The 17,061-nt window shown below is 37.0% G+C and carries 17 protein-coding genes; 10 read left to right on the forward strand and 7 right to left on the reverse strand.

Translation table 11 applies throughout. The features are described from left to right. Positions 1-2 precede the first annotated feature (2 nt). The gene (locus tag AA637_RS03305; protein WP_446683881.1) at positions 3-641 is read right to left on the reverse strand and encodes a DUF3038 domain-containing protein; all 639 of its coding nucleotides are present in this window, start codon (positions 639-641) and stop codon (positions 3-5) included. A 244-nt stretch (positions 642-885) separates the two neighbouring features. Next, positions 886-1,971 (reverse strand): linear amide C-N hydrolase, encoded by a 1,086-nt coding sequence (locus AA637_RS03310; RefSeq protein WP_446683882.1) that lies wholly within the window; start codon positions 1,969-1,971, stop codon positions 886-888. Between the two features lie 207 nt (positions 1,972-2,178). Between AA637_RS03310 and AA637_RS03315 the strand changes: the two genes are divergently transcribed. Further along, positions 2,179-3,021 (forward strand): mechanosensitive ion channel family protein, encoded by an 843-nt coding sequence (locus tag AA637_RS03315; RefSeq protein WP_446683883.1) that lies wholly within the window; start codon positions 2,179-2,181, stop codon positions 3,019-3,021. Between the two features lie 8 nt (positions 3,022-3,029). Beyond that, complete coding sequence (locus AA637_RS03320) at positions 3,030-3,461, forward strand: YidH family protein (protein ID WP_069790195.1); 432 nt, start codon at positions 3,030-3,032, stop codon at positions 3,459-3,461. Here the strand turns inward: AA637_RS03320 and AA637_RS03325 are convergent, their stop codons facing one another. Both AA637_RS03325 and AA637_RS03330 read right to left on the reverse strand, forming a co-directional pair. Then, entirely contained in the window at positions 3,462-3,647 is a 186-nt protein-coding gene (locus tag AA637_RS03325) for a DUF3285 domain-containing protein (protein WP_069790194.1), read from the reverse strand. A gap of 60 nt (positions 3,648-3,707) precedes the next feature. Beyond that, the gene (locus AA637_RS03330) at positions 3,708-4,592 is read right to left on the reverse strand and encodes an AEC family transporter (RefSeq protein WP_446683884.1); all 885 of its coding nucleotides are present in this window, start codon (positions 4,590-4,592) and stop codon (positions 3,708-3,710) included. Between the two features lie 188 nt (positions 4,593-4,780). On the opposite strand from AA637_RS03330, the gene AA637_RS03335 reads away from it, so the two are divergent. The 4 genes from AA637_RS03335 to AA637_RS03350 all read left to right on the forward strand — a co-directional run bounded on the left by AA637_RS03335 (position 4,781) and on the right by AA637_RS03350 (position 9,345). Continuing rightward, positions 4,781-6,295: a TonB family protein gene (locus AA637_RS03335; RefSeq protein WP_446683885.1), complete on the forward strand. Its 1,515-nt coding sequence runs from the start codon at positions 4,781-4,783 to the stop codon at positions 6,293-6,295. Between the two features lie 84 nt (positions 6,296-6,379). Then, positions 6,380-6,751: a PilZ domain-containing protein gene (locus AA637_RS03340; protein ID WP_446683886.1), complete on the forward strand. Its 372-nt coding sequence runs from the start codon at positions 6,380-6,382 to the stop codon at positions 6,749-6,751. Positions 6,752-6,770: 19 nt separating this feature from the next. Continuing rightward, complete coding sequence (locus AA637_RS03345) at positions 6,771-7,808, forward strand: bifunctional heptose 7-phosphate kinase/heptose 1-phosphate adenyltransferase (protein ID WP_446683887.1); 1,038 nt, start codon at positions 6,771-6,773, stop codon at positions 7,806-7,808. 61 nt (positions 7,809-7,869) lie between these two features. Next, the gene (locus tag AA637_RS03350) at positions 7,870-9,345 is read left to right on the forward strand and encodes a Ycf66 family protein (protein WP_446683888.1); all 1,476 of its coding nucleotides are present in this window, start codon (positions 7,870-7,872) and stop codon (positions 9,343-9,345) included. On the opposite strand, the gene AA637_RS03355 is transcribed toward AA637_RS03350, so the two are convergent. Continuing rightward, on the reverse strand, positions 9,342-11,492 hold the full coding sequence (locus tag AA637_RS03355; protein WP_446683889.1) for a ComEC/Rec2 family competence protein: 2,151 nt from the start codon (positions 11,490-11,492) through the stop codon (positions 9,342-9,344). The two genes, AA637_RS03350 and AA637_RS03355, sit on opposite strands and share 4 nt — an antisense overlap. Before the next feature lie 535 nt (positions 11,493-12,027). Then, positions 12,028-12,672, reverse strand: coding sequence for a lysophospholipid acyltransferase family protein (locus AA637_RS03360; RefSeq protein WP_446683890.1), 645 nt, complete (start codon positions 12,670-12,672; stop codon positions 12,028-12,030). 329 nt (positions 12,673-13,001) lie between these two features. Here AA637_RS03360 and AA637_RS03365 point away from each other — a divergent pair, with 329 nt between their 5' ends. From AA637_RS03365 to AA637_RS03380, 4 genes are all read left to right on the forward strand, one after another. Further along, positions 13,002-13,886 carry a D-alanyl-D-alanine carboxypeptidase gene (locus AA637_RS03365; RefSeq protein ID WP_446683891.1) on the forward strand — a complete coding sequence of 295 codons (885 nt, stop codon included), beginning with the start codon at positions 13,002-13,004 and terminating at the stop codon, positions 13,884-13,886. Between the two features lie 121 nt (positions 13,887-14,007). Continuing rightward, positions 14,008-14,397: a DUF3110 domain-containing protein gene (locus tag AA637_RS03370; protein ID WP_446683892.1), complete on the forward strand. Its 390-nt coding sequence runs from the start codon at positions 14,008-14,010 to the stop codon at positions 14,395-14,397. 99 nt (positions 14,398-14,496) lie between these two features. After that, positions 14,497-15,402, forward strand: a complete 906-nt coding sequence (gene murQ, locus AA637_RS03375; RefSeq protein WP_446683893.1) for an N-acetylmuramic acid 6-phosphate etherase — start codon at positions 14,497-14,499, stop codon at positions 15,400-15,402. A gap of 2 nt (positions 15,403-15,404) precedes the next feature. Continuing rightward, a complete protein-coding gene (locus tag AA637_RS03380) occupies positions 15,405-16,241 on the forward strand; it encodes an alpha/beta fold hydrolase (protein WP_446683894.1) in 837 nt (278 codons plus the stop codon). On the opposite strand, the gene AA637_RS03385 is transcribed toward AA637_RS03380, so the two are convergent. Beyond that, positions 16,238-17,044: a GAF domain-containing protein gene (locus AA637_RS03385; protein ID WP_069790206.1), complete on the reverse strand. Its 807-nt coding sequence runs from the start codon at positions 17,042-17,044 to the stop codon at positions 16,238-16,240. The two genes, AA637_RS03380 and AA637_RS03385, sit on opposite strands and share 4 nt — an antisense overlap. Between the last annotated feature and the right edge of the window lie 17 nt (positions 17,045-17,061).

Genomic DNA, 17,061 nt, shown 5'->3' on the forward strand with positions numbered 1-17,061 from the left:
ACTTAATCTACCTCTCCATCAAATAAACGAACCCATAATCTTTCCATTCCCCTTGTACCGCTGTAAAACAAAAGTTCCTCTAACAAAGAAAGAGCCAACTGATTCAACTCTTGGGGAGATGCTAAATATACAGAAACTTTAGCTCTTTTGGGGTTCATCCTAGAAATAAAGTGAGACTTAAAACGGGTGAAATATTCTGATAATCGAAAATTGTTCTCCAAGGGTATATCCTTATCCCTCATCTGTTGTACTGCCAATAGTAACTGAGTCATTGGCACAAGCAATTGTTTTGCACAAGTGTGGGTCAAAAGAATTAATGTTTTTAATTGTTCGGGGCTTAATATTTCTCGGTTATAACATTTACGCCAAGGGTTCGTACAACGTAAGCGCCACAAATCAACTCGGTTATTGATAATGCCCTGAAGTCCCACATGGTGAGAAGTTGCCAACATTTCTTCTGATGCTCCTAATCTCAGAGCTTCGATCGCCAATAGTAACAGATCTAACTGTTGTTGTACTCTTAACATTCCTCTGGTGGGGGGAGAGGAAATATCTGGTAATGTGTCGAGAATCACGGGAAATGGATTACCTCCACTAGAATCATTATTCGGATTAGGAGTTAAGGGTACAGACTGGGTCATCTGGAAATTGTTGGTAAAATTACTGATCAATATTAATACTTTTGATGTACTGGATTGAAAAAAGTTTCCTTTTTGATCCGATTTTTATATTATCACAAGGTCTAATTATCTTTTTCTAGTATATATTCCTGTTTCAATCCCTTATCTACCACCCAAATTAAGTTTATTCTTTATATCTAAAAAATAGTCTCTGATTTGAGTGGCAGAAAATATATTTCATTTATGTAGAGTGGCTGTCTAAAATTTAATCCGCTGCTGGAAGAAACTGCATTGTTTCGGTCGTTTCAAATAGTCCTGAAGTATCCCCAGAAAAAATTGTACCGTCAGTGAGGGTTAATTTTCGGCTTGGACTCCCCGCTGATAAGTCTAAGTTAGCCATATCGACCCAAAAAACATTGGGCTGACGAGTTGACTCAAAGAAATAGCGTCGATTTTTTTGATCGGCCACAGTACGCCAAATAGTTGAGGAGATTTCGGGGCGTTCGGGAGTTGAAATACCTAGGGGAACGGAAGTGTTACGCATTACGGAAAAAACATTGGCAATTCCTTGCACCGCATCGGCGGTTTTAGGGACGGCATTGATATAAAAAGAAGCTCTCACAAAGCGATCGCTCGCTCGATTAGTACCGGGTAACATGGTTGTACCACCAATATTTTGCCAATAACCATTTAATGCCATTTGTTGCTCAAAGGGGGGCGAGTTGGTCATAACTTGATAGTCTCGGCTATGGTGAATTTGCAACTTCCCATCAATATATTCAAAAATGGCCGAATCCCCTGTGGCATCAGAGATAGAAAGGTGAACGGTTCCTTCTTTTCCGTCGGGGGATTTCATGGGGATAACATAAAATTCGTCTTTCTCCATGGCCGCCACTGCTTCTTCTACGGTGGCGAAGTTGTCGAGCATATACTGTACCCATAGGGATAATGATATTGCTTTACGAGAATCATCCGCACTGGGGGTGGGAAATTCTGTTTCAGTGAGATAAAGCATATTAGCCACTAACCCCATTTCGTTCATGCCATCGGCGATGCCAATATCCCAAACACTAACCCCCACGCTACCATATTTTGATGTCCAAGCCATGGATTTTGCTCCCGCTAGTCCACTTCTTTCTATGCCCCTTGGAAATGCCCACAGGTTGCTATCCATCTGGGTTAGCCAATCCATGGTACGACCAGTGATGACTAGATTTTCGTTTCCAAGATATACTGCTCTGGTACAGCCTAAGACAGGGAGTTGAAGCAAATTAACCATCATGGCTGAAAGTGCGATCGCTTTGACGAAGTCGGAATTATTGATAAGGTTGGTAAACGATGATAAAAACATCAAGATTTTTCCCATTTTATGAATAGTTTAATCTTTTACGATGATATTTAAATTCAACTTTCTGGTTATATATTTATAATTATTTGTTACATTCTGATGATGCTCCCGTAGTTTCTTTTTTTCTTCGTAATTAATTTTAATAGTAGGGGCTATAATTATTAGAAATAATAATAAGTTTAGATAATTTAGATATAAAAACATAAATTTATGGGTAAGGAAATAGGAAAAAATTTGGTTTTTGCTCCGGCAGACATGGCAGAAGATGTCTCGCAGAAGTTGGCGACAAATTTTACTCTCGAGAAAGTACTTTATGCTCTTTTAGCCTTATTTCTTGCCTATGGGGCTGTTTTTTTCATCCAAAAAATTACTAATTGGATTGCAGAAAGAGTACCTCGCCGTTATCGCTTATTAACAAAGCAATCTTTACCTTTTTGGAAGGGGTTAATTTTAATTAGCACTATTACTTATTTGATAAGGTTATTTTTTAATCTATCTGAATCTAATTTGTTAGCGTTGACTGGTAGTATCGCCGTAGCCGTGGGTTTTGCTTTTAAAGATTATATTAGTTCTATTATTGCTGGGGTGGTTGCCTTATTTGAAAGTCCTTATCGTGTGGGCGATCGCGTTCAGATAGGCGATCACTATGGAGAGGTTGTCAGCTATGGCTTACGGGGTATTCAAATTCAAACCCCCGATGATAATACTGTCACCATACCCCATAATAAAGCATGGACAGAAGCTATCTCAAACTCCAATGGTGGTAATTTAGAAGCTCAAGTTGCCACAGAGTTTTTCTTTGAGCATGATGCGGATGATGAAATGATTATTAATATTCTTTATCAGGCGGCCTATAGCAGTAAATATACTCAATTAAAATTACCTATTGCTGTGTTGATGAAAGAGGAAGAATGGGGAACAAAATTTAAACTACGTTGTTATCCCATGGATGCAAGGGATGAGTTTCCCTATCAAACAGATTTAATTCGTCGAGCAAAAAAAGCCTTAGCCCGTCATAATGTTGCTTATCTAAAAAGACTTTCGGATGGTTAATTTTTCCCATGTCTAAATTACCAAAAATAGACCGCCAAAGAGAGCATCAAGCCAACGAACGCACCTTCTTGGCATGGTTACGTACTTCCATTGCCCTTATCGGTTTTGGTTTTGCCCTCACCCGTTTTGGTATTTTCCTTAAACAGTTAGAAATATCTTTAACAAGGGAAAGACTTAGTCAAAATGGCTTACTCAACTCGGAAAATTTAGGTGTTGTCCTCGTGGTTTTAGGAATATTAGTCATTGGAGTTGCCCTTCATAACTATAATCGAGCTTTTTGGCAAATTGAAAGGGCTGAGTATCAACCTAATCGTTTTATGGTGTTTATGACAGCCCTTCTGGTGGTTATTGTGGGTTTTCTGAGTTTGGCGGTGATGATTAGACGCAATCCTTTACCTATTTACAATCCTCCGTCACCACAAAATTATCTCGACGACTAACTATCTAGTTAAATAAGAAACTCCTACCAAAAAAGCCAATAAACCAACAGTAGTTAAAAAGAAATGCTTTAACGAAAGCCCCCCCTTATTAACCATATTACGCATGGCTAATTTTACATAACTAGGTTTTTCCTCTACATTATTTTCAGGCTTCGTATCCACAGACTCAGGACGAGAATTAGTCATAATTATTTATCTAAAAATTAATTTAATATTCCTGTCTTAGCTTAACAAATTCAAAAGCCATTATATTAACCAAATCACCACAGGTAAAGTAATAAAACTCATTACCGTAGAAATGATAATAGTTTGAGCTACAATAGTCCCATTCCCCCCAAACTCCTTCACCATCACAAGAGTATTAACCGCCGTAGGCATAGCCGTTTGTAATACCAACACCTGTAAATCTATCCCCTCCAATCCCGTTATTCTGCCTACTCCCACCGCTATCAAAGGGGCGACAATTAACTTAGCCAAAGCCAATAAACACTCCCCCAGCGTCAAAATAAATTTGCTTTGTGCCAACTGCATTCCCAAAATGATCAAAGCAATAGGAATTGCCGAAATTCCCAATAACTCCATACTTCTGCCTAAATTAAACGGCAACTCAACCCCACTAATATTGAGCATAGCCCCAAAAACCATCGCCCAAATCAAAGGAAGCCTTAAAGTTAAAATAATTCCCTTTTTGATTCCTCTGTTACTCAAAATAGCAGGAAGCATTCCAAATAAAAAAATACTAGAACCAATCATATAAATAATAGCTCTATCTAAACCCTCATCTCCTAATGCAAAAGTAGTTATCGGTAAGCCCATATTGCCATTATTCGGGCAAAGAATCACTGCAAAAATACTTTGTCGGTTATCCTTATCAACCTTGAGAATGAATGCAAATAACCAAATTACACCATAAATAACTAGAGAAATTAGCCCATAAGTTAAGATAATGAGTACGACACTTCTTCCCGAAACCGTATTACGATAGAGGCTATCTGCCACAATAGCAGGGGCAAGAATATAAATACTCAACTGACAAAGACTAGATTGATCTAAATTTAGCTTTTGCCCTGCGATGTAACCGATAATAATTATTAACCCGACAGGTAAAACCGCCGACAAAATTACATTCATAAAACTTTTTACGAGGATAATACAATATATACTAGCCTCGTATCACTCCAGAAAAGTCATTTAACTATTCTGAAGCAATGCTTTTAAACTTAATCTTATTTATCCGAAAAGTAACCATTCACCAGTTGCCAATAAACTTGTTAAAATACTGAAGGAATATTACAGTTAAATTTTTAGGCTTACATAATATGGTAGTCACCGCAAATCGTAAGGCATCCTCCCTCGGTAAATTTAAGAAACCATTACAAAAAATTAACTGGTCATTACTGGCATCCATTGCATTTCATGGAGCATTCTTTGGTCTTATTTTACCGGAACTAAACTTAAATTCTCAGTCAGAAAACGCTGATATATCGGGGGAAACTAACGTAATTGAATTAAATGCCCTTGAACAAACAAGACTACCTAATGTTTCTAGCCCCCAAAGGTTTGCTAATTTCAATAATTTGAACCTTCCCAACGGCACAGAAAATGGCATTGATAGCATTCCTATGCCCAATTTTGATGGTTTACCATTTTCCTCCTATGACAACTCCTTTTCTTCCTTACCTGCCCCCCCACCTTTACCACCTATTTCAGGGGGGTTTAACTCTAACTATGGCGGTAATATTATTGACATTCCAGCGCCCATAAATTTACCAGCGCCCCCTCCCCTCAGTTTTAACGCTAATATTCCAGCGCCCCCTAGTTTCAACGATACCCCTATTACCAATAATAATTTTGACAACTTAGAAGGAAGAGTTATTGATATAGTGCCAAAATCTCCTGAAGAAGAAGCGGAAATTCGCCGTGCTATTTTTCAGGGTAGAGATGAGCAAGATATTGCCAATCCTCGGGATGTTTTTAATAATCGCAACTCTTCTATCGCGAGAAATGAAACTAATGAAAATGATGAGCCTTTAGTTAATATTGTCTCTAATAATCCCAATAATAATACCCAAACGGAAAATTTAACCCCTAGAATAGCCCCAAGGGATGAAAATGTTAGTGATGAAGAAGCGAGAAAAAATTACATCGCTTGGCTTCAAGATGTAGAAAATCCTACTCCTCAAGAAATTACTATCACAGGTATTTATCCCTCAGAGGCTTGTGCTAACGACATTGAAGGAATAGCAACCTATGGAGTAAGTGTTAATAGTCAGGGAGGTGTAATTAACACTCAACTTATTAAAAGTTCGGGTTATCCTTTACTTAATAGTCAAGCCCTTGAACAAATTAAAGCAAGAAGTTTTGAAAATGGCACAGGGGCAAACAAGCCTTTCCATGTTTATGTGGAATTTAAGCCCACTAATGAGGTATGTGCATCTAGTGCTTCCACTACTAATAATAATTCCCCAACTCCAGTTAATAACTCGCCTAATAACAATCAAACTCCCACCGTTAATCCTCCTGCCAATAACAGTCAAAATCCGGTGGACAATAACCCCCCAAGGGCGAGAAACAATGCCCCAGAAATAAATTCTTCAGGGGTAACTCCAGCCCAACTTAATATTAATCCTCCAGCTAATCCTCCTAAAACTCCCGAATCGGTGAGAGATATTCTTTCTAATACTCAATCTCAGAATAGTAATAATAGCTCGGAAAATCAGTCTCCACAAAACTCTAACGATGAGGAGTTAGATATAGAAAATGGTGCTAATTCCCTCGGAGGTGAGCCTATTACTCCAGAAAACAAAGATTTAGAATTAGAATTTATAGATTAATTTTCATTAAAAAAGAAAGTTATAACAATGTAAAAAAAGATAAAATAGTATCATAACAAAACTAATAAAAAAGGTATTTTTTTTATGGCGGAAATAAATAATAAAAGAAGTAGCCGTCGAGTTTTGGCTGTATGTAAGGCATTAGATAATGACGGGCATTTTGTGGGTTTTACCCTCGACATTACCAAGGATGGTATCCATTTGATTGTGGAAAAATCGTTTAACCCTTCATCCACCTTTGATTTAATGCTTAATTATCATTTTGATTCTGATACTCAGTTGTCTAATGTCCCCATTACCGTGGAGAAAATGTGGCGTAAATCTACCAATGATGAATATGATCAAATTGGTGCTAAAATTGTTGACACAAAACAACCAGAAGCCCTGGCACAGTTAGTGGCTTTTTGTGACAAAAGAGCGAAAGAAAAATATGAATTTTCTCTCGAATTAATTTAATTTACCCCGTTTATTTATCATGATTGATGAGCAGGAATTTATCCTTAAATTAAGACAAGAAAAACATCGATTAAATGAAGTTTTAGATAGTTTTAAAAACCTTAATTTACTGGTGATAGGAGATTTAACCCTTGATGAGTTTTTGACAGGAGAAGTTGAGCGACTTTCGAGGGAAGCCCCTGTCTTAATATTACGTCATGAAGACACTAATCAAATTCCCGGGGGCGGTGCCAATGCTGTTTATAATTTGGCTAAACTGGGGGCTAATATTCGAGTGGCTGGATATGTGGGAAACGACATTCAGGGGGATGCCCTTTTAAAAATTTTTGAGTCTGCCCATATCGACACGAGGGGCATCATAAAAGATTATAGTCGCCCTACGGTGACCAAGACTCGTATTGCTGGTCATGCGAGGCAGTCTGTTACTCAACAAATCGTTAGGGTTGATAGAAAATCTGATGCTTTACCTTCTGAAGAGTTACAGTTAGAATTATCAGATTATATCGAAGGTCAATTGTACCATGTGGATGGGGTAGTTTGTTCGGATTATGGGGATGGGGTATTTACTCAACCTATTATTAAGTCTTCTTTAAATCATCATTTGGTGGTGGTGGATACTCAAAAGGATTTACAACGGTTTTCGGGGGCAACGCTTTTTACTCCTAATTTACCTGAGGCTGAATTGGCGGTGGGTTATGCTATCAATGATGAAGCTAGTGTGTTGTCGGCAGGAAAGGATTTATTAGCTAAGACTCAGGCTAAATATATGTTGATTACTAGGGGTGAGGAGGGAATGAGTTTGTTTTCTTACCAAGATAATCAATTACGGGTAGAGCATATTCCTGCTTTTAATCGCACGGATGTTTTTGATGTGACGGGGGCAGGAGATACAGTGGTGGCGGCACTTTCTTTGGCTTTATGTAGTGGGGCGACTCCTTGGGAGGCAGCGGTTTTGGGCAATTTGGCTGCTAGTATTGTGGTAAGAGTATTTGGCACGGCAACTACTTCTATTGAGGAAATGAAGGAAGCTCTTAATATATATTTAGAGGAAAACTAGCGTTACTCCTTCCATTATAATAAAATGGTACAGCACAGCATAGCCATAAGGGAAACTCGTGATGTTAAGCTACTTTCTCGCCATTATTATTGTCATTGCCAGTTTAAATTTATATTTAAGCGCTTTTATTCGTCCCAAAATTCACCGTCGAGATGATTTTCTCTGGAGTGGGTTAGGATTATTTTACGGTTTGACTCTATGGGTTTGTGCGGGGAGAGTGAGTGGGGCTATTTTACTTTCTCAATTGGCTATTGTAACCGTTGCGATCGCCTTTATGTGGGAAAATATAAGTTTACGCAAGGCATGGATAGCTGAGGAAAAAAATACTTTAGAAGGTTTTTCGATACTAAGTTTTGTTTTAAATACTTTAGGTAAATTTTCTAAACCTAAAAAGAAAAAAGAAGTTATTTCTCAACAGGTAAAAGAGGAAAAAACTGCACCATCTGAGGAAGAAAATTTCCCCGAAATTACCCCAGAAATAAAAGAAGCCCTAGAAAAAGTTGAGGAAGAAGAAATTACTCAGTTTTCAGAAATAACCACCCCTGAAACTGTCAAGGAAACGGAGGAAAACAATTTAGAGACTCCACAAGAGGTAGTAACTAATGATTTAGCCCAAGAGTTGGAAGAAAATGCTCAACCTTCTCCACAAGAAGATGAATCTTTGATGATAAACCAAAAAGAGGATAAACAAGAAAATTCTTCAATGGTAGATGAGGAAGAAAAATCAACAGAATTACCCCAGAAAAAAAGTTTTCTCGGTGGAATCTTTAGTATTTTTAGCAAGAAAAAGAAATCAATTAAACAAGAAGAAAGTATCAGTAAAGAAGAAGATGACATAGGAGATAATTTTATTGATAATCCCGAAGATGAGAATAATAACGATGGATTTTTTGATGAGGAAGAAGAAGAAAATAAACAAGCCTCTCAAGACGCAGAAGAAAACACCTCTGATTTACCCATTGATGAGGAAACTTTAGCAGAATTTTCCCCTGATGAACAAACTGTTTCTGATAATGATGACATAACAGATTTAGAAGCCTCGGCGGATGATGAGACTGTGTTAGAAGATGATAATTATATAGATGACTTAGAAACTTCCTCTGATGATGAAACTGTTTTAGAAAAAACCTCTACGGATGAAGCACAAAACGATTTGTTAGAAGCATCTGCGGATGATGAAACTTTATTAGAGGATGACAGCTTTAATGAGGAAGAGAATATCTCCTTTAATCAAGATATGGATAGTGAGGATATTTCTGATGTTTCTAAAGATACTGGTGAGGAAAATTCTCTAGTTTCAGAAGTGATGGAAGAAGATAGTAATTTTATAGATGAGAATCCAGCGGAAATACCTTCAGAAGATACTATTAATTCTTTTGATGATGTAACGAATAAATTAAACTCCGAGAATCTTGTGGAGTCTGATAACTGGGATTTTTTGGATGATGAAGAGGAAAAAAAACCAGAGGATAATTCTTCGGCTGATAAGGGTGAAAACATTGATGACATCTTGGAGGAGTTTGATAAGAAAGATTAGTATAAAATTTCTTGGTATGGTAAAAAGCCTTTATCTGGTTGCCATTGAATTGTGCCTATTTCGTTTAGGGAATAGGTTTTGATATTTTTGGATTCTAATACTTCTTGTTGATTAAAATAGTTATAGTTAATGGCAATGGATGGGTTTAGTTGTTCAATTTTTGACATTGATAGGTTATTTCCAGACCATATTAAGTTATCAATTTTACCTATACTAGATGTATCTAAGTTAATGGTTTTGTCTGCATTTACTAGCATCCATTTTTTTTCTGCTATTTCCCATGTGATAATATTTAAGTCGTTGGAAATAGGATGTAAGTTAATAGGGTTATTTTGATTTTGGTAAATGTTTTTTATGTTAGTTTTTTGGTTTAGGTAGTTGAGGGATAAGTTGTTTTCGTTATTTGCTTTGACTAAAATTAAGTCAATGTTATTTATTCCTTGATGATTAAGAAAGTTCGTGACAGTATAATTTATATTATTTTTTTCTGGCAAATTAATAACATAATTACGAAGGTTATTCTCTATAACTATAATTGCCTGTTGATTACTCCTCATGATTGTAATTTGAGTTAAGTTTATTTTTTGGTAAGCAATGGGAATAATCATTAAACAAACTATAAAGATGCTTAATTCTCTCCATCTTTTTTGTAGTCTTTTATTAAAATAAATGGCGATATAAATAGAATAGGCAATTAGTATGGTTATTAGAGATATGTTACCCATTGCTAGGGATGAAAACGGTAAATTATTACTAATTTTTACAATCTCAATCATCAACCAAATGAAAGGATATAAAATAAGGGCGATCGCACTTGCTATAATAGGAAAAAATAAACCGATAAAACCACTTATGATGCCCCCCAAACTGACAATTAACACCAACGGAGAAACAATAATATTCGTCAAAATACTGTAGGGAGGAAGACGGTTAAAAATATAACCCTGTAAAGGTAAAATCCAAATAGTAGCCGACAAAGGCACCGCAATTAACCCCGCAACATTAATCGGTAAAAAATCTAAGCGGGAAACAATAGCAGGAAGAGTAACAATTAAGCCAAAAGTAGCCAAAAAACTAAGCTGAAAACCTAAATCCCAAATCCACAGAGGATTGATTAACAGTAAAATAAATCCCGTTAAAAATAAACTAGCAAAAATATTCACCCGACGATTATCATCCAAAAGGGCAATCAATACCCCCAACCCCATAAAACTAGCCCTCAATACCGAAGGATAAAAACCTGTAAGAGTCAGGTAAAACAAAAGACTAATTATCCCAAGACTTAAACGCCACCCAGAAGAAAGTTTTTTTGTTAGCCATAAAACAAAGCCCAATAAAAGAGATACATGGAAACCAGAAGCCGCTAAAATATGGGCTAATCCAGCATCCCGAAAAGAATCTTGAATATCAAAAGATAAATCAACCCCCCGACTACCAATTACCATGGCACTAACCAGAGTACCATGGGGAATATTAAGATAACGTACATGGGTTTGAATGACTCTTTTTCTCAACCAATATACTGACTGTTGATAAACGTTACCAAATTGATTTAACTCAACTTTTTCTGCGGTAAAACCAGCCCAAATTCCTTGCCTTGACAAAAAACTAGCAAAATCAAAACCCCCTGGTTGACTTGCCATGGGTGGTTGATACAATCTCCCTGTTAAAGTTACTTCCATGGAGGGAAATAAATCAATGGTTTCCAATAAGGGCGCTGTTACATATAGTTTACCGTTTACCTTTTTTCCTTCAAATTCCTTGGCTTCAAGGGTAAATCTTGCCCTTTGGTTACGATTTACTTGTAAGGGGGTAATAATTTTTCCTTTGACTTGTAAAGTACTATCAAAGTTGTTTTCTATCTGGTTGAGTTGATGACTTACATCAATATTTGAGGGAGTCGGTAAGCGCCATTGATAGTAATAGTAACCACTGACAATAGTTAAACCTGCTATTAACCACCATATCTTTTTTGGGGCGAAATGCCATTTTAAGGGAATAACAAAAGCGAGAGTTACACTGACAACAATAACTCCTAATATCAGTAATATCTCATTATTTTCAAAGATGCTTAACCTTGTCAAGAATAAGCCGATTACATAGGATATGATGAGCAAATATATTTTATAACTATCTCTATTAGGCATTATCTTAAGCCAAGATGCTATCTATTAATTGACATAATTTTAAATCATTTCCTAGAAAGTCAATCTTTTTATTCTATTTTGGGCGTTGCTGATTTTAAATATGATTTCTCGTTTAGGTGGAGAATAGGGAATGGTGATAATATTTTCATGTCTCAATTTTGAGCTACAAAAAACGAACTTTTCTTTTAAAGTACTCTCAAGTCAAAACAAATTCCTTAAATGTCTCTTTGTGTCCTTCGTGTGTTTGCGAGATATGATAAACGAGGGTCGATAGAATATTACAAAATGTTAAAGAATCGCTTTTTTTTCTTGACTTTTATCCTTTTACACGGGATGATAAAAATGTCTATAATACAATAGAAATCTGACTGTTTGTATTTATTTTTGTCAAGCCTCTCATTTTTTAAAAAATAACATAAACTCGGACAAACAACCACAACAAAAGCCAAAAAACTCATTTTTTTAACGTGAAAACCTTTATATTTATAAGATGCTAGTACTATCTAACACTTACCTCTGCTAAAACATTTTATAGTTAAACCCGATCATGAAGTTTATTAATTTCATCGGCGCAACTTTGCGTAACTAACTCTAAATCTTTTTTCTTGGTGGAAGCAGGAGGGGTAATAACATTCCCTATTCTGATAGTCACAGATGCAGGTTGAGGTAACTTTTTGCCATCTACTAAAATGTTTTCGGTACCACAAAGACAAACAGGTAATATGGATGCCTGAGATTTGGCAGCAATTAGGGCGGCTCCTAATTTGGGGTTGTAAACCCTACCATCAGCGGTGCGAGTACCTTCGATAAAGACACAGGTAGTCCATTCTTGCTCTATTCTAGCTAATGCTTGACGGATGGCGTTACGATCGCCCTCACCCCTACTAACAGGGTAAGCCCCTAAAAAGGAAATTAATTGACCAAAAAGACGAGAATTAAATAACTCTTGTTTTGCCATAAAAGAAATTCTGCGAGGAATGGCACAGGCAAGGATAGGCGGATCAAAAATACTGGCGTGATTACTGACAATCATCAACTTTCCCTCAGGGGGTACATTTTCCACATTTTCTACTTTGCCCCGAAAATAGAGATGAAAAAAAGGAGATACTACCAGAAACCTTGCTAAATAATAAATTGCTGGATTAGTCTTTTTAACGGATAATTTTGAATCCTTAGTCATTTTCTAATTCTTCTGTTAAGATACTTTAAGTCAATAAACCTGAGGGAAGCAGACACTGCCTAAAAGGAATGAAAGTTTTTTACTTTAGTAAATAGAGCGGGAATAATTGGTCCTTCGATTGAACTCCCATAGCGGTAATATACCTATCCCACAAGGTGTATGGTCAACCACCAACAGTTAATTATTATTCAAAATACATAAGTAGTATGGATAACTTATAAACCTTAATGCTTACTTTTAAAAAACCATAACCAATTTTTGAAACTTAAAATAATTAATTACTTCTAACACACCATAAAAACAATACATTTAACTCCGTTCATTATCATATGATTAAAAAGCAACATTTTATCACTTGGCTATCAATTCTTTCTTTTGCCTCCGCTGGGGCTGTATCAGCCCAAACCAATGCTTCTATCCTTGAGTTTAATCCCTCCTCTGAAGGGCAATCTATTCCCATCCCTATTATTCCTCCAGAAACTAGAAGTGTAGCTCCTAATATCTGTACCCCTGAATTAAACGCATCTATTCAACAGGTGATTGATGCCTACGGTGGAGGTTGGGGAATTTTGGTGCAAAGTCTGGAGACTGGGGAAACTATTTATCATTACAATGCAGATCGAGGTTTTATTCCTGCTTCTAATACAAAAATATTAACCACAGCGGCGGCTTTACAAAGAATGGATCCTAATGCTACCTTTAGCGGTAGCACTTCATTAAGGGAATGGATTAATGTCACTAATTTGAGAAGTAATAATTATTATGCTGATACATTATTGCGCCGTGTGGGTGGTTCGGCTACTGCTAAACAAATTTTGGCACAGATGGGGGTGAATCCTAGTGCTTTTCATTTTGCTGATGGCTCTGGATTATCTCGTAATAATGTTGCTACCCCAAGGGCGATCGTTGAGACTTTAAGAGTAATGTATAATGATCGTCATCGGGATGTATTTTTGGCATCTTTACCCACGGCAGGGGTAAGTGGTACTCTAACTAATCGCATGAGACAAACCCCTGTGCAGGGCATCGTGAGAGCAAAAACTGGTACTCTCAGGGGTGTAAGGGCTTTATCTGGTTATTTAGATCATCGGGAGCATGGTACTTTAATATTTAGTATTATGGCCAATCATCCTACTAATGTGGGTACTAATTTGGTAGGGGCGATCGATCAAATGTTAATTCGTATTAACATGGCTGGGCCTTGTGATTCTTAAAGAATTTGTAACAAAATTGACATAGGCATTTAACCATGAAAATATAGTTTATTAGCCCTATCCGTGATGGTTTTTGGTGGTGGGGGAGGTAATCTATATTTACAGTTTGGGAGTATGGTCTATGATTGTTTATGTCTTATTATACAATTCGGGAACGAGTAACGAGGGTATTCATACCTTACAAATAGGCGATCGCGATTGTGTGTTAATGTTTGAGTCTGAGGATGATGCGGTGCGCTATGGTTTGCTTTTGGAGGCTCAGGATTTTCCGTTGCCCTCGGCGGAGGGTATCGAAATAGAGGAAATTGAGGATTTTTGTGCCAGTGCGGGGTATGACTACAAATTTATCTCTGATGGGATGTTAGAAGTCCCCCCTGAGAATAATGTTGAGCATATGGACTGGGATATTGATGGTACTCCTCAAGCACCCATTACGGAAAATTCTTCGGAAGCGGAAATGTCTGCTTTTGAATTAGAGCGCATTCGGCGCCAATTGGAGGGGTTATTATAATTAATTGATAATTGAGAATGGATAATGGATAATGTTGTTTGACTGTTAATTAAAGTTTTAATGGTCAATAAACAACGTTGATAATTTTGGTTTTTAATCATGAATAATGAAATCACTAGGGGACATCTTTTAACTGAACAGATTAATCCTCTTAGTACTAATTTGGATCAGCTTTCTTGTTTGGAAATTGTTGATGTTTTTAATCAAGAGGATCAAAAAACCGTAGATGCGATCGCCCTTGCCCGTGAATCTTTAGCCCAAGCCATTGACATTACGGCTCAATCCCTTGGTAAAGGGGGGCGATTATTTTATATCGGAGCAGGTACCAGCGGACGCTTAGGGGTGCTTGATGCGGCGGAATGTCCCCCCACCTTTTGCACCGATCCCACCCTCGTACAAGGTATTCTAGCAGGGGGAGAAGGGGCTATGTTCAAAAGTTCCGAAGCCCTCGAAGACTTACCCGAAGATGGGGCAAAGGCGATCGCTCTTAACGACATTACCGAAATTGATGTAGTAATAGGCATCACCGCAGGAGGTACCACCCCTTACGTCCATGGAGCCTTAGAAGAAGCCAGAAAAAGAAAAGCCAAAACTGTTTTTATTAGTTGTATCCCCCAAGAGCAACTAAAAATAGAAGTAGATGTCGATATTAGACTACTCACAGGCCCTGAAGTTCTAGCAGGTTCAACCCGTCTCAAAGCAGGTACAGTAACAAAAATGGCATTAAACATCATTTCCACAGGGGCAATGGTAAAACTAGGCAAAGTTTACGGCAACAGAATGATCGACGTATCCGTCACCAACAGTAAACTATTAGACAGAGCCTTAAGAATTATTACCGACTTAACCGACTTAGAGCGAGAAAAAGCCCAAGAATTATTAACCGCCAGTGGCTCAAAAGTAAAATTAGCCCTATTAATGCACTGGAAAAACCTTAGTAAAACCCAAGCCCAAACCCTCCTACAAAAATATCAAGGCAACCTACGTCAAGCCGTCAACAACTAAAAATGGTCACCAGAAAAACATTTATAACAAACCATAACATCGAAATATCTTACCTAGAATGGCATCAAGGAAAAACCCCCCTACTACTATTACACGGCATGGCAGACCATAGCCTAGTATGGGAGAATTTAGGAGAATATTTACAACAAAAATATCATATCATCGCCCCCGACCTGAGAGGACACGGCAACAGTAGTAAACCAGAAAAAGGTTATTTCAACGATGATATTATCCATGACCTAGAAGCTCTCCTCCATCACCTACAATGGGATAAAATTCACGTCATCGCCCATTCTTGGAGTGCCAAATTAGTTCCCATTTGGGCAACCCAAAGCCCCCAACTTTTCAAAACCATGACCCTAGTTGATCCCTTTTATATCAACAAAATTCCCCGTTGGAGCAAAATCACATTCCCTTTTTTGTACAAAGTCTTGCCCTTTCTCAAAATGACAGGCACTTTTCCTGACTACCAATCCGCAGAAAATACCGCCAAATCTCTCAAACAATATCAAGGTTGGTCAGAATTACAACAAAAAGTATTTGAATATAGCATTACCCAAAACGAAAATAAACAATGGTCTAGTAAATTTGCATCCCACGCCAAAGATGAAATTTTTACTGACGTCATGCTACAAGCAGGATTAAGCGAAAAATTAACCATTCCTACCCTTTTTATTAAACCCGAAAAAGGACTAAACAAAAGTCCATGGCAAATCAAACCCTTTGAAAAATATCTCCCTAATTTAACCATCAAAACAGTACCAGGAAATCACTGGGCTTTTTTAGTGGAACCAGAACCATTTAATCAAGTTATTGCCGAATTTTTATCTCAAAATTAACTTTCGTCTTTATGAATTTTTTCCCTTAATAAATCAAGTATTTCTCCCGTAATATTAATAATTTGATTAGGACCAAAACCCCCTTTATCAAGTTCCTTAAAAATAGCCTTTGCTACAATATCCGAAATCTTAGCAGGATCTGGAGTAATATTTGAAATTTTATTTCCTTTTTCTTCTACCTCCTTAGATACCGCAATTTCAAGAAATCTTGATTGCAACATATTTTGTAATTCGATAATTTGAATAGATTTACCAATAAAAAGAGCAAATATTTTTAAAATTTCTAAATCCTTATTATTAAAAGGTTTATCATTATTTTGTTCACTCACATTAATAACCCCAATCACCTGATTACCAATAAAAATAGGTGCAGAAATTAAACTTTTATAATCATGCTCTTTTTGTCTCGCCACTTGCACAAATGGAGATTTATTAATATCCTCCACTAGCAAACACTCTCCCGTAGAAGCCACATACCCCGCAATGCCATCATTTAGATGGGTAACTTCCTCATAGGCTTCCTTGGGTAAATCCCCATAATGGGTAAACACCCTTAAATAAGGCTCTTGTTTTTTATTACCTTGACTATCTATTACTCTGGTTTGTAAGAGCATAATAGAACATTTTTTTGACTCTAAAATTTGAGCCGTCATATACGCCAAGTCTTTTAAACCTGTTTCAACATTGCTATTTTTTTCTAAAAAATTAGTAACCCCTAATAATTGGAATAAAAAGCCTTCAGACTTAAGGGAGGGGTTTTCGTTTACGAGATTTTGAGAATCACTGGATGTTGTTTTTATCATTTTTTCTGCCATGGTAA

The sequence above is a fragment of the Cyanobacterium sp. HL-69 genome (genome assembly GCA_002813895.1).
Taxonomy (GTDB): domain Bacteria; phylum Cyanobacteriota; class Cyanobacteriia; order Cyanobacteriales; family Cyanobacteriaceae; genus Cyanobacterium.